The following is a 12,936-nucleotide window of genomic DNA, read 5'->3' on the forward strand; positions in this document are numbered from 1 at the left end:
CACGCCGCCCAAACTTATTTCGAGGCAAATCCTTTCTCCGACGCGACGCCACCCCAGATAACGACGGACGAGGGTATTCCGGAGGCATTTCCATGAACGACGAGGCTCGCACCACTGCGCAAACAACCGGCCTTGACCAGGTCGATCTGATGGACCGCTACTGGCGCGCCGCGAACTACATTTCGGTTGGCCAGATCTATCTGCTCGACAATCCGCTCTTGCGTGAGCCCTTGCGGCCCGAGCACATCAAGCCACGGCTGCTCGGCCATTGGGGCACGACGCCCGGCCTCAATTTCATCTATGTGCATTTAAACCGGATTATCCGTGAACGTGGTCTCGATGTCCTGTTCATCTGCGGGCCGGGTCACGGCGGCCCGGCAATGGTCGCGAACACCTGGCTCGAGGGCACCTACAGCGAAATCTATCCCGAGGTCGGCGGGGACGAAGACGGCCTGCGCAAGCTGTTCCGGCAGTTCTCGTTTCCCGGCGGAGTGCCGAGCCACGCGGCTCCGGAGACGCCCGGCTCGATCCACGAAGGCGGAGAGCTCGGCTATGCGCTGGTCCATGCCTTCGGCGCCGCCTTCGACAATCCGAACCTTGTGGTTGCCTGCGTCGTCGGCGACGGCGAAGCCGAGACCGGCCCGCTCGCCGCGGCCTGGCATTCCAACAAGTTCCTGAACCCGGCATCCGACGGTGCCGTCCTGCCGATCCTGCATCTCAACGGCTACAAGATCGCCAACCCGACGATCCTCGGCCGCATGGAAGACGAGGCGTTGCGCAGCCTGTTCCTCGGCTATGGCTACGAGACCTTCTTTGTCGAAGGTCATGAACCTGCCACGATGCACCGCGAGATGGCCCGCACGCTCGATACCGTGCTCGACCGGATCCACTCCATCCAGGAGCCTGCAAGAGCCGCGGGCTGGAAGGGAGAGCGGCCGCTGTGGCCGATGATCGTGCTGCGCAGCCCAAAGGGCTGGACTGGGCCGAAAGAGGTCGACGGCAAGAAGGTGGAGGATTTCTGGCGTTCGCATCAAGTGCCGGTGTCGAATGCACGCGGCGATGCGGCGCACCGCCAGATCCTGGAAGACTGGATGCGCAGTTACGAGCCGGAAAAACTGTTCGATAAAGGCGGCCATCTCCTGCCGGAGCTCGCGGCGCTGGCGCCCACAGGGTCAAGACGCATGGGTGCAATACCCTACGCCAATGGCGGCCTGCTGAAACAAGACCTGGTGCTCCCCGACTGGAAAGGCCTGGCGCTCGACGTACAGCGTCCGGGCGGTGCTGTCGGAGAGGCGACGCGGACCGTCGGAAGCTATCTTCGCGATGTGATCCGCTTGAACGCCGATGCCAGGAATTTCCGACTGATGGGGCCGGACGAGACGTCCTCCAACCGCCTCGACGATGTGTTCGAGGTCACGGATCGGATCTGGATGGAGCGGATCGAGCCTTACGACGTCCATCTTTCCCGCGACGGCCGCGTCATGGAAGTGCTCAGCGAGCACCTTTGCCAAGGCTGGCTGGAGGGCTATCTGCTGACCGGCCGCCACGGCCTGTTCTCGTGCTACGAGGCGTTCGTCCACATCGTCGATTCCATGGTCAACCAGCACGCCAAATGGCTGAAGACCTCCGGCGAACTTGCCTGGCGCAAGCCGATCGCCTCGCTCAACTACCTGCTGACCTCGCATGTCTGGCGACAGGATCACAACGGCTTCAGCCATCAGGACCCGGGCTTTGCCGATTTCGTCGCCAACAAGAAAGCCGACACGGTAAGGCTCTATTTCCCGCCCGACGCCAACACGCTGCTGTGGATCACCGACCATTGCCTGAAAACCTACAACCGCATCAACGTCATCGTCGCCGGCAAGCAGCCGGCGCCGCAATGGCTGTCCGCCGAAGGCGCGGAAGCACACTGCCAGGCCGGCGCCGGCATCTGGGAATGGGCCGGGACGGTTGCCAAGGACGAAGATCCGGATGTGGTCCTGGCCTGCGCCGGCGACGTGCCGACGCTGGAGACGCTGGCTGCAGCCGATATCCTGCGCTCGGGCATTCCGGACCTGAATATCCGCGTCGTCAATGTCGTCGACCTGATGATTTTGCAGTCGAATTCCGAGCATCCGCATGGCTTTGCCGACGACAGGTTCGACGCGCTGTTCACCAGGGCCAAGCCGGTCATCTTCGCCTATCACGGCTATCCCTATCTCATTCACCGTCTGACCTACCGGCGCGCCAACCACGACAACATGCATGTGCACGGCTTTCGCGAGGAAGGCACGACGACGACGCCGTTCGATATGGTGGTGCTCAACCAGCTCGACCGCTATCATCTGGCGCTCGCCGCGATCGCGCGTGTGCCGGGGCTGGCCGAGCGGGCGAAGGATCTTGCCGCGGCGTTGCACGGGAAATTGGCTGAGCACACGGCCTATGTCCGCGAACATGGCGAGGACATGCCCGAGATCCAGAAATGGTCCTGGCCGCAGGACGGCGCGACGAGGGCCGGCGATTGATGCGACGATCGATCCTCGCGCTGAATGCCGGCTCTTCCAGCATCAAGTTCGGGCTTTACGATCTTGAAGCGTCCGCCGAGCTGGATCTTGCCTCGCGCGGTTCGCTGGATTTGGGCGATGCGCCAAGGCTGACCGCAAAAGCCGCCGATGGGGCGGTGCAGTGCGATCGGCCACTTGCAGCAGACGCATCGCCCGATTTAGGCATCGGCCAGATGCTGCAATGGATCGAGAACGAACTTGGCGGAAGGAAATTGATCGCCGCCGGCCATCGCATCGTCCATGGCGGACGCGAGTTCGTCGAACCTGTCCGCCTGACGCCGACAATTGTCGAGGCTCTCGACAGGCTGACCCCGCTTGCGCCACTGCACCAGCCGCGCAGCCTCGCGCCGATCCGGGCGCTTGCCGCGTTGCGGCCCGACCTGCCGCAGGTCGGATGCTTCGACACCGCCTTCCATCGGACCATCGAGCCTCTGGTCAGCCGTTTCGCGCTGCCGCGCCGCTATGAGGCGGACGGCATCCACCGCTACGGCTTTCACGGGCTTTCCTACGAATATGTCGCCGGCCGGCTCAAGCAGATATCGCCCGATCTGGCGGCGAAAAGAACCATCGTCGCCCATCTCGGCAATGGGGCGAGCCTGTGCGCCATGCGCGCCGGGCGCAGCGTCGATACGACGATGGGCTTTTCGGCGCTTGACGGCCTGGTCATGGGCACGCGCTGCGGCGCCATCGATCCGGGCGTGCTTTTGTACCTGCTGCTGGAAAGAGGCGTTTCGGGAGAGGCACTGCAGCACATGCTCTATGAGGAATCCGGGCTGCTCGGCGTGTCCGGTATTTCCGGCGACATGCGCTCGCTGGAAGCCAGCGACGACGGCCGGGCCCGCGAAGCGGTGGAGCTTTTCGCCTTCCGCGCCGCCAGGGAAGTTGCCGCCCTCGCCAACACGCTGGGCGGGCTGGAATGCCTGGTGTTCACCGCCGGCATCGGCGAGCACTCGGCCACGGCCCGTAAAGCGATTTGCGACAGGCTTGACTGGCTCGGCGTGGCGATCGACGAGGCCGCCAACAGCTCTCATGCCGCGCTGATGAGCCAGGCGGAGAGCAAGGTGGAAGTCCGCGTCGTGGCGACCGACGAAGAAGGTGTCATCGCCCGCCACACGCGCAAGGTGATGGAGGGGCCCGGCTGAGGCGGATGGCCTCGAATGGCGGCGCTTGCTCGACCGGCTACGTCGCGAGGGCGGCCGATCTGTTGAACACGATGGTCACCCGCGTTCCTTTGCCGGGGGCAGAATCCACCTCGAACCGGGCTTTGGCATTTTTCGGTCAGCGATTGAGCGATCAGTGCTCCGAGCTTGCCGGGTTTCGGCCAGGTCTCGCCTTCGCTCGGTTTTTTCGGCTCGGCGGACATTCCAAGCTTTCGATGTTTCGGGTGGGACCATGATCAATATCAGGTCGCTCGCCAACTGCGAAGGCCGCTCATTGCCACCACGCGGCCAGGCATGGCGGAGAGCCGAGATCGTGGTTGAGAAGCGGCTGAAGGCTCAGCTCGACTGGCTCTGCTCGACCAGATGGTATTTGTACCGGTCGCGAATATGCTCGTTGAAGAACCGGCCCTTTGACGAGGCTTTGCGGAATGCCGCGTGGACCTGCGGCGGCACGTCCTCGTAATCATAGCGGTTTCCGCTCGGGACGAACCATACGGAGAGGATCCTCGTCGCCGGTTGGTAATCGATGCTTCTGATCGCAGTTGAAGGCATCCTCGACAGGTCCAATCCACCCCGTCGTGTGAATAACCCTGCACGGAGAGCGAGGTTCCTTCCTGCCGAAGTAGCCTTGCCGCTACGGGCCGGCTTTACCAAATACGGTTGATGCCATCGCCCAAGACATCGGCTGCAGCCCGCCAGGGCGATCTCTTTGCCGCCGCCGACGATCTGCCGGAAGGATTCCGCTACCGGCCCGAACTGATCACGCCGGACGAAGAAGCAGCGTTGGCGAGCCAGCTCGCAAGCCTGCCTTTTCAGGCCTTCGACTTTCACGGCCATCTGGCAAACCGGCGGGTGGTCGGTTTTGGGCTGCGTTATGATTACGACCGGCGCGAAGTCGTCGAGGCACCGCCGATACCCGGCTTTCTGCTGCCGCTCAGGGAAAAGGTTGCAGCCTTCGCCCGCCTGCCCGCCGAGACCTTCGTGCAGGTGCTGATCAACGAGTACCGGCCGGGCGCCGGTATTGGCTGGCACCGCGACAAGCCTCATTTCGAGGCCGTCGCCGGTGTTTCCCTGCTGGCCGCCTGCAGCTTTCGCCTGCGGCGGAAAAACGGCACGCGATGGGACCGCAAGACGGTCACCGTCGAGCCAAGATCGGCCTATCTGATGACGGGCGCCGCGCGCAGCGAATGGGAGCACAGCATTCCGCCGGGGGCGGAGCATCGCTACTCGATCACGTTGCGCACGCTGCGGCCGCAACGCGCTTAAAGCAGAGCGGTGAGGAAGCCCGAGCACTGCCCTAAGAACTGGGCTGAAACAAATTCATCCGTCGCCATGCCGGCCGGCAAAGTCCGCCAGCATGGCGCGCTGGCCTTTCAGGATCTTGAGGTTGGCTTCAGGCAGGGAGAACCAGCCCGCTTTGTCGACTTCGGCAAATTCCTTCATCGAGCCGGACCTTGGCGGCCATTCCATGACAAAGGTGTTGCTGCTGATGGCGTCGCTGTCGAAATCCGCCTCGACGCACCATGCGATGACGAGCTTGCCGCCCGGCTGCCTGTAGCTGCCAAGGTGTTCGAAAACGCCATCGATGGCGACGCCTAGCTCCTCTTCGGCCTCGCGTTTTGCCGCCGCCAGCTCGTCCTCGTTCTCGTCGACCAAGCCCTTCGGGATCGACCATGCGCCGTCGTCCTTCGTCGCCCAGAATGGGCCGCCCGGATGCACCAGCAAGATCTGGAGATGTCCTTCCCTTCGGCGAAAGATGAGCAATCCTGCGCTGCGTTGGGCCATTCCGCTATTTCCCCTGACGAAAATGAAACGAACGTCCGGGCCGGCATATGGAACAGCCTGCCATGGCGGAACGATTTCCGCGCGCAGCCGTTCCGTCCGTTCGACAAATGAGTGATCGACATGGCGACGCCGCGAGCTGCCTGGAAGGGCTTTATGAAAGTCGGATCGGTTTCCTGTGGCGTCAAGATCATCGGTGCCGTCAGCGAGGCCGAGAAAGTGCATTTCAGGATCCTGAACCGCAAGGACGGTCTCCCGGTCAAGAGCGCCTATCTAGACGAGGAGACCGGCGACACGGTCGAGGCGGCCGAGCAGGTAAAAGGCTATGAGGTCGAAAAGGGTGAGTTCATCCATATAGAGCCGGACGAAATCAAGAAACTGAAGATGGTATCGCAGCATACGCTCGAAATCGGCGAGTTCGTGCCTGCCGCCGAAATCGACGCACGCTACCTCGAAAAACCCTACTATCTCGTTCCGGCCGACGCGCCCTCCACGGAGGCTTTCGCGGTGATCCGGGACGCCATGGCCAGGAAAAAGGTAGCAGCCCGCTCCTGCGTCGTGCTCTACCAGCGAGGCCGAGAGGTGCTGATCCAACCGCTGGGCAAGGGCATGGTAATGACGGAATTACGCAACCACAATGAAGTGGTCGCGGCGGACGCGGTGTTCGAAGGGCTGAAGGCTCGCAAGGTAGATCCCGAGATGCTGGAAATCGCGCAATTGCTGATCGACAGGAAGCCCGCCAAATTCGACCCGTCGAAGTTCGACGATACTTATGAAAAGGCGCTGGTTGCAATGATCGAGGCCAAGCGCAAGGGCAAGAAACCGCCCAAGCCGGCACCTGAGCCCAAGACGAACGTCATCAATCTCGCCGATGTTCTGCGCAAAAGCCTGGCGCAGGAAGGCGGCAAGGCTCCCAGCAAAAAGCCGAGAACGGCCCCGAAACGCAAATCAGCCTGAATGTCCGAAAGCGGATCGAACGGAACCGAAAACGCTCGCGCGCATTTAGATGACGTAGCAATCCGTCGGCAAGCCAAGCGGAGCGGGGGACTGGTGGACGTCGTTGAACTAAGGACTGGCGGGATCCCGCAAGTTTCCTCCGCCGATCTGATGCAGGCGTTGCCTGTGGCCGTCTACACTACCGACAAACAAGGCTACATCACCTTCTTCAACGAAGCCGCTGCCGATCTCTGGGGATATCGTCCGGTTATCGGCCAGGATCGCTGGTGCGGGTCATGGAAGCTTCGCCACCTCGACGGGCGACCGATGACGCATGACGAGTGTCCAATGGCCGTTGCCTTGCTCGAGGAGCGGGACGTTCGTGGGGGCCGAGCCATCGCCGAGCGGCCGGACGGCCAACTCATCCCGTTCAGTGCGCATCCGGTCCTGCTTCGCAATGAAGCCGGCGAGGTTGTCGGCGCCATCAACACCCTGCTCGACCTGCGCGTGCAGACGCTGGCCGACGACGCCGGCATAAGGCTCGCCGCCATCGTCGAATCCTCGATGGACGCCATCGTGTCCAAAGACCTGAACGGCATTATCACCAGCTGGAACGACGCGGCACAACGCCTGTTCGGCTATACGCCCGCCGAGGCGATCGGGCGCCCGGTGACGATCCTCATCCCGCCCGACCACCTGGATGAGGAAGCCATGATCATCAGCCGCATTCGCGCCGGCGAACGGATTCCTTCATACGAGACTATTCGGCAGCGCAAGGACGGCACCTTGGTTCCGGTTTCGCTCACCATCTCGCCGATACGCGACGGCATCGGGCGTATCATCGGCGCCTCCAAGATCGCGCGCGACATCAGCCCCCACAAGGAAAGCGAACGGCGCATCCGCACACTCATGCGCGAAGTCAACCATCGCGTTAAAAACCAGTATTCGGTGATCGTCTCGATGATCCGCGAGACCAGCAAGCTGGCGGGTACGCCAGAGGCCTTCCTTTCACGGGTCCGGGAACGCATCATGGCGCTTTCGGAATCGCACGACCTCCTGGTCGATGCGGAATGGCGTGGCGCGACCATCGGCGAATTGATCCATGCACAGACCAAGGCCTTCGCGACACAGGCCCGTCTGTCGATGAGCGGGCCGACGATCATGCTGCAGCCGAACGCGGTGCAATATCTCGGCATTGCCTTTCACGAGCTGGCCACCAATTCGGTAAAGCACGGAGCGCTGTCGCACCATGACGGACGGGTCGAGGTCGAATGGACCGTGACCCCAGCCGCCGATGGCAGCGACGGCTTCCGCCTTGTCTGGCGGGAACTGGACGGACCATTGGTGGATGAAAACACGCGACGCGGTTTCGGAACGGTTGTGCTCAAACGCGTCACGCCGCAGGCGCTCAGCGGCACCGGCCGCCTGGAATTCGCCAGGCACGGCATTACTTGGACGCTGGAAGCGCCGCTGCGCTTCGTTCAGATGTCGATGGCTGGCATCGCGGCTGATTGAAGGCCGCTACACCGGCCGCGGCTTGGCGGCCGTGTGGCAACGCAATCCCTTTGGTAGCAATCAGGAGGAGCAGCGATGAGTTGGCTGGGCATCTGGCGGAATCAGTACGGGTCGGTCGTCGAACTGACCACCGAAGAGGGCGGACGGATCAGCGGAACCTTCAGGACGGCGCTGGAGGACAGCGCCTTCTTCGGCATGACCGTGCCGCTGTTCGGAGCCTGCCACGGAGACGTCATCGGCTTCACCTGCGCGGCCGAAGGGCGGGTCGGAGCCGCGGCGGTGAGCTATACCGGCATCCTCAGGAACGGGAAGCTGGAGATGCTGTGGCACACCGTTGCGGATGCTGCTTTGTCGGCGGAAAAGGAAGGTGCCCCGGCCCGAGCCAGGAAACTGCCCGCCTGGCGCGCCTTTGGAACCAGCCTCGACAGTTTTGAACGCGTCTCCTGACGTGTCGGGCCCGCCGCCGCGGCATTCAGCTCGCAAGTGAGGCAGCAGGGTTCCCGCGGTGCATCGGAACTCGCGCTGACGATGGCGCGTTAGCCAGGACATGCGCTGTTCGTTACGGGGTCGACCCAATGAGCGTGCTTTATCGCGCAGCGAAAATCGCCGAACAGGCCCATGCCGGACAGTCTGACAAGACAAGGCGGCCCTATATCGAACATTGCCGTCGGGTTGTCGATGCCGTCGAAACGCTCGACCAGAAAGCCATCGCCTATCTTCACGACGTCATCGAAAAAGGCGACGGCTGGAACCGCGACCGGCTTGAGGCGGCCGGGTTTGGACCGTCCATCGTATCGGCCGTCGATGCCATGACGCGGCGGCCGAACGAGGGCGATGCCGCGTTCGTTCGCAGGGCTGCGGCCAACCCGCTGGCGTTGCCGGTCAAGCGCGCCGATCTCGCCGACAATCTATGGCAGGCACGGCAGATCGGTGCCTCGACAGCGAAATACGAAGACGGCCTGCGCATTCTCAGGGAAGAGTTCGCGAGCTGACGGACAGCTGGCGGCTGTCGCCGATGTGGGTCTACTCGGTGACGTGCGGCGTGTGCCGCTTGTCTTCCGCGGGATCGGCGTCGATCCGCGCCCTGCCGGGATCGAACGCACCATGGCGGGCGATCGCCAATGCCGGGGTGTCGGGCGTCTCGTAGGCCCACATGAAGTCTTCTGCCGACGAACCGACCGCATGAACACGCCAATAGCTTGCCGTGCCCTTCAGCGGGCCGTGGCTCGTTGTGTTCGTCTTCTCCAAGAGGTCGAAATAGATGTCCTCGAAGGGTATGTAGAAAACAGGATCATGGCCGTCCTCATAGAGCACCTTTGCCCGCTCGCTCGACGCAATAATGGCATCGGAGAACCGGACGGTCACGGTTCCATCAAACGGGACAATCCTGAGCGGGCCTGGGCGGGGGGCGGAATCTGCGGCTAAGGACTGCATTCGACTTCTCCGTTGACTGCGCTGCCTTCCCGAAACGTACTATCGCCGGTCAGGGTTCCAGTTCTACGCTTCTCCTCTTCCGAAACTGTCGAGGAACCCGACAAGGTGATCGGCAACGCGCTCGGGTGCTTCGCGCGTCGGAAAGTGGCCGATGCCAGCCAGAAGCTGGCGCTCGTAATGGGCCGTGAAGTATAGTTCCTTGCCTTCGGACGATTGCGGCAGCACAACGCGGTCGGCATCGCCGTGGATCGTCAGAGTAGGCGCGGGAATGGACTTGGCGGAAATCTGGCGCCGGGCAAGATCGGCGTAGCGCGGATCGGGATCGGCTTCGCCCCAGCGAACCCTGTAGGAGTGCAACGTCACGTCGGCCCAATCGGGATTTTCGAAGGAAGCGGCAACGCTGTCAAAAAGCTCTTCCTCGAACCAGCCGGGCGGGCTCCAGCTTTCCCATTGAAAATGCGCGAACGCCTTACCTTGCTGGCGAACGATCTCGGCGCCGCGATCCGTTGCCATGAACCATTGGTACCAGAATGCCCTGACCTCGTCCAACGGCGGCGTTGCGAATTCGCCCGGCTGCCAGCCAAGCGACAATGCCGAGCAGCACCGTATCCGTTCGGGAAATACCGAGGCGAGCAGGTAAGCGATCCGCGCGCCCCAATCGTGGCCTACGACCGCAAAACGGCCGAGGCCAAATGCGTCGGCGAAATCGATCACGTCCTGAGCCATGGCGGCAATTTCACCGGATCGCATGGTCTCGTCCGACAGGAAGGTGGTTTTGCCGAACCCACGCAGCCACGGCGCAAAGGTGCGGAAGCCGGCACGATGCAGGACAGGCGCAATGCGCGTGAAGGTGGTTGCGTCGTCCGGCCAGCCGTGGAGAAGCAGAACGGGCGCGCCGGCTCCAGGGCCACCGGCGATGTACGCGATGCGCAGCAACGGCGTGGTGCAGAAGGTGGGTGTTTCCATGATCCGGCCATCCCGTTTCGATCACGCCGCATGGCGTCAGATCGTTTTCGGCGCAAGTTTGCTGAACCGCGCGCGGCTGCGATTGTTCCATGACAGAGGCGGACTTCCAATGAAACCTCACCGCTGCTCGCGGTGGAAGAAGACCGACGGGAACGGTTTTCCAAGGTCGTCGTTGTTTCAGACCTCCGCACGCGCCATAATCGCAATGGCCGCCACTCGCCGACTCAACAGCAAATGGACCACATGCTGGATCGATCGCCTACCCTCCCAAGGTCGCTTGGCGCTGCGCTGCGAAGGGAAGTGCCGCGGTTTGCGGCACCCGGCAATGAAATTTCATGCACTACGGTCGCATCCTACAATGTGCATAAATGCGTCGGCACCGACGGCAGGTTCGATCCGGAGCGGGTCGCGGCCGTGGTCAAGGAACTCGACGCCGACATCATCGCTTTGCAGGAGGCCGACGAAAGAACCGGAAGCAGGCAGGGATTGCTGGATCTCGCAGCACTCGAGCGCGACAGCGATCTCGTCCCCACACACATCCCGGAAAACCGCCGCAGCCATGGCTGGCATGGAAATCTGATCCTGGCACGCCGCGGCGTGGTCGAAAGCGTGAACCAGATCCGGCTGCCCGGCCTCGAGCCGCGCGGCGCGGTGATTGCGGACCTGGAGCTGAAGGGCGTCTCGCTCAGGATCATAGCCGCGCATTTCGGCTTGCTGCGGCGCTCGCGCTCGCAGCAAGCCAACGCACTTGTCGAAGCCACGCACCCGGTTCTGCGGCCAACAATCCTGCTTGGCGACCTCAACGAATGGCGCGTCCGCAACAGGTCTTCGCTGCTGGCCCTGCTGCCGCATTTCGGTCCGATCGATGCGGTTCTGCCGAGCTTTCCGTCGCGCTTTCCGCTGTTTGCGCTCGACCGCATCCTGGCCAGGCCGCCGCACCTGATTTCCAGCATCGAGGTGCACAAGACGCCGCTGGCGCAGCGCGCCTCCGACCATCTGCCCATCAAGGCCCGACTGAACCTTGACGCGATAAGGCAGCCGCGACTGCAACCAGAATGAACCTGAAGGGTTGTTAGTCAGATTTCAGACGGTTTGCTTCGCTGATGTTTGTCGGTGCACTTTATGGATACAGCCATTTCGCGGTTTGCCCGGGACAAGATCGCTGCCGGCAATAGCGGGCTGGTGCTGATCGCCGACAATTATGACGCGTTTGCCGCACGAATCCTTGCCGCGCGCAGTGCCACCAGCAGCCTCGACCTGATGTACTATCTCTGGCACGACGACCATAGCGGCCGGCTGCTGATGCAGGAGGTCGTCAAGGCGGCGGAGCGCGGTGTCCGCGTCCGCATGCTGCTGGACGATATCAATCCGCGCAACAGCGACGCCGCTTACCTGGCGCTCAACAGCTACAAGAACATCGAGCTGAGGCTGTTCAACCCCAGCGGCATGAGGAACGGCAGCATCTTTCGCTCGCTGGAGATGGTCGCCCGGCTGTTTGCGATGACCCGCCGCATGCACAACAAGGCCTGGATCGCCGACGGGAGCCTGGCCATCGTCGGAGGAAGAAATATCGGCGATGCCTATTTCGACGCCGCGGAGACAAATTTCCGTGATCTCGACCTGTTGCTTCTCGGTCCTGCCGTAGGGCAGACGATGCAGATCTTCGAGGCGTTCTGGAATTGCGAGGCGGCAAAGCCGATCCAGCTGCTCAACCCGGCTGCGGTGGGCTCGCGCGCCGATTTCCTCGACAATCTCGATGCGACCGCGGACGGCCAGCTTTTGAACAGCCTCAGTGCCTGGCGCACGATCACGGAGTTCATTGCAGCGCACAGCGACGTCTGCTGGACGAAAGGCGTTCGCGTCATTTCCGATCCGCCGGAAAAGGTGCGCGGCAAGCGGCGCAGGAACTGGCTGACCAAAGAGCTGCTTCCCGCTATCGCGGCGACCAGGCAGCGCCTCGAAATCGTCTCGCCCTATTTCATCCCCGGCCGCACCGGGTTGGCCATCCTGTCGAAGCTGGTGGATCGTGGCGCCGAGGTTGCAATCCTCACCAACTCGCTCGCCGCGACGGACGTCGCCGCCGTGCACGGCGCCTATGCCAGATACCGCCGCAAGCTGCTTAAAAAAGGTATCCAGCTTTTCGAATTGCAACCCTTCAACCGCCAGGCCAACATCTCCGTTTTCGGCTCAAAGGGAGCCAGCCTCCATACCAAAGCCTTTACGGTCGACGACACGCTGGGGTTTGTCGGTTCCTTCAATTTCGATCCGCGTTCGGTGTCGTTGAATGCGGAAATGGGCGTGCTTTTCCACGATGCCAATCTGGTGATGGAGTTGCGCCGGCTGTTCGAGCACGAAAAGTCGCCGCAGACGAGCTATCAACTGGTCCTGGACAAAGGGGCCTTGCGGTGGCTCGGCATGGCGGATGGCGAGATGCGTCAATATTCGCGTGAACCGGAGGCCAGTCTCTATCGGCGCATCGTTGCAGCGCTGGTTGGCTGCCTGCCGATCGAATCGCAATTGTAGAAGCGACGGATTTGTCGGAACGGAACTCTTTGTCGGAACGGAAATGCGGGACCACGAGTTGTAACCGTTGTCCGGAG

General features: G+C 62.4%; 13 protein-coding genes and 1 pseudogene. 9 read left to right on the forward strand and 5 right to left on the reverse strand.

All coding sequences use genetic code 11. The features are described 5' to 3' along the window. Positions 1–92 precede the first annotated feature (92 nt). Together NKJ55_RS08820 and NKJ55_RS08825 are read left to right on the forward strand one after the other, a co-directional pair. The gene (locus NKJ55_RS08820) at positions 93–2,504 is read left to right on the forward strand and encodes a phosphoketolase family protein (RefSeq protein ID WP_352449550.1); all 2,412 of its coding nucleotides are present in this window, start codon (positions 93–95) and stop codon (positions 2,502–2,504) included. Continuing rightward, on the forward strand, positions 2,504–3,685 hold the full coding sequence (locus NKJ55_RS08825; RefSeq protein WP_352449551.1) for an acetate/propionate family kinase: 1,182 nt from the start codon (positions 2,504–2,506) through the stop codon (positions 3,683–3,685). Before NKJ55_RS08820 ends, NKJ55_RS08825 begins: the two co-directional genes overlap by 1 nt. 37 nt (positions 3,686–3,722) lie before the next feature. Here NKJ55_RS08825 and NKJ55_RS08830 read toward each other — a convergent pair. Next, positions 3,723–3,879: pseudogene (locus NKJ55_RS08830) on the reverse strand (histidine kinase); the annotation flags it as partial. Between the two features lie 160 nt (positions 3,880–4,039). Then, positions 4,040–4,255 carry a KTSC domain-containing protein gene (locus tag NKJ55_RS08835; protein ID WP_352449552.1) on the reverse strand — a complete coding sequence of 72 codons (216 nt, stop codon included), beginning with the start codon at positions 4,253–4,255 and terminating at the stop codon, positions 4,040–4,042. Between the two features lie 111 nt (positions 4,256–4,366). On the opposite strand from NKJ55_RS08835, the gene NKJ55_RS08840 reads away from it, so the two are divergent. After that, positions 4,367–4,969 (forward strand): alpha-ketoglutarate-dependent dioxygenase AlkB, encoded by a 603-nt coding sequence (locus NKJ55_RS08840; protein WP_352449553.1) that lies wholly within the window; start codon positions 4,367–4,369, stop codon positions 4,967–4,969. Positions 4,970–5,023: 54 nt separating this feature from the next. Here the strand turns inward: NKJ55_RS08840 and NKJ55_RS08845 are convergent, their stop codons facing one another. Next, positions 5,024–5,488, reverse strand: a complete 465-nt coding sequence (locus NKJ55_RS08845) for an NUDIX hydrolase (protein WP_352449554.1) — start codon at positions 5,486–5,488, stop codon at positions 5,024–5,026. A gap of 120 nt (positions 5,489–5,608) precedes the next feature. Between NKJ55_RS08845 and ku the strand changes: the two genes are divergently transcribed. The 4 genes from ku to NKJ55_RS08865 all read left to right on the forward strand — a co-directional run bounded on the left by ku (position 5,609) and on the right by NKJ55_RS08865 (position 8,928). Further along, positions 5,609–6,442 (forward strand): non-homologous end joining protein Ku, encoded by an 834-nt coding sequence (gene ku / locus NKJ55_RS08850; protein ID WP_352449555.1) that lies wholly within the window; start codon positions 5,609–5,611, stop codon positions 6,440–6,442. A gap of 93 nt (positions 6,443–6,535) precedes the next feature. Next, on the forward strand, positions 6,536–7,936 hold the full coding sequence (locus tag NKJ55_RS08855) for a PAS domain-containing HWE histidine kinase family protein (RefSeq protein WP_352449556.1): 1,401 nt from the start codon (positions 6,536–6,538) through the stop codon (positions 7,934–7,936). 75 nt (positions 7,937–8,011) lie between these two features. Further along, positions 8,012–8,383, forward strand: coding sequence for an avidin/streptavidin family protein (locus tag NKJ55_RS08860; protein WP_352449557.1), 372 nt, complete (start codon positions 8,012–8,014; stop codon positions 8,381–8,383). A 128-nt stretch (positions 8,384–8,511) separates the two neighbouring features. Continuing rightward, entirely contained in the window at positions 8,512–8,928 is a 417-nt protein-coding gene (locus NKJ55_RS08865; protein WP_352449558.1) for an HD domain-containing protein, read from the forward strand. A gap of 31 nt (positions 8,929–8,959) precedes the next feature. On the opposite strand, the gene NKJ55_RS08870 is transcribed toward NKJ55_RS08865, so the two are convergent. Both NKJ55_RS08870 and NKJ55_RS08875 read right to left on the reverse strand, forming a co-directional pair. Next, complete coding sequence (locus NKJ55_RS08870) at positions 8,960–9,370, reverse strand: DUF427 domain-containing protein (RefSeq protein ID WP_352473066.1); 411 nt, start codon at positions 9,368–9,370, stop codon at positions 8,960–8,962. A 63-nt stretch (positions 9,371–9,433) separates the two neighbouring features. Then, positions 9,434–10,336: an alpha/beta fold hydrolase gene (locus NKJ55_RS08875; RefSeq protein WP_352449560.1), complete on the reverse strand. Its 903-nt coding sequence runs from the start codon at positions 10,334–10,336 to the stop codon at positions 9,434–9,436. Between the two features lie 243 nt (positions 10,337–10,579). Between NKJ55_RS08875 and NKJ55_RS08880 the strand changes: the two genes are divergently transcribed. Together NKJ55_RS08880 and NKJ55_RS08885 are read left to right on the forward strand one after the other, a co-directional pair. Beyond that, positions 10,580–11,395, forward strand: coding sequence for an endonuclease/exonuclease/phosphatase family protein (locus NKJ55_RS08880; protein WP_023677076.1), 816 nt, complete (start codon positions 10,580–10,582; stop codon positions 11,393–11,395). Positions 11,396–11,458: 63 nt separating this feature from the next. Beyond that, positions 11,459–12,859 (forward strand): phospholipase D family protein, encoded by a 1,401-nt coding sequence (locus tag NKJ55_RS08885; RefSeq protein ID WP_352449561.1) that lies wholly within the window; start codon positions 11,459–11,461, stop codon positions 12,857–12,859. The last annotated feature ends 77 nt before the right edge of the window (positions 12,860–12,936 follow it).

Origin of the sequence: Mesorhizobium sp. M0106 (genome assembly GCF_040322715.1) — a bacterium.
In the GTDB taxonomy this organism is placed as follows: Bacteria; Pseudomonadota; Alphaproteobacteria; order Rhizobiales; family Rhizobiaceae; genus Mesorhizobium.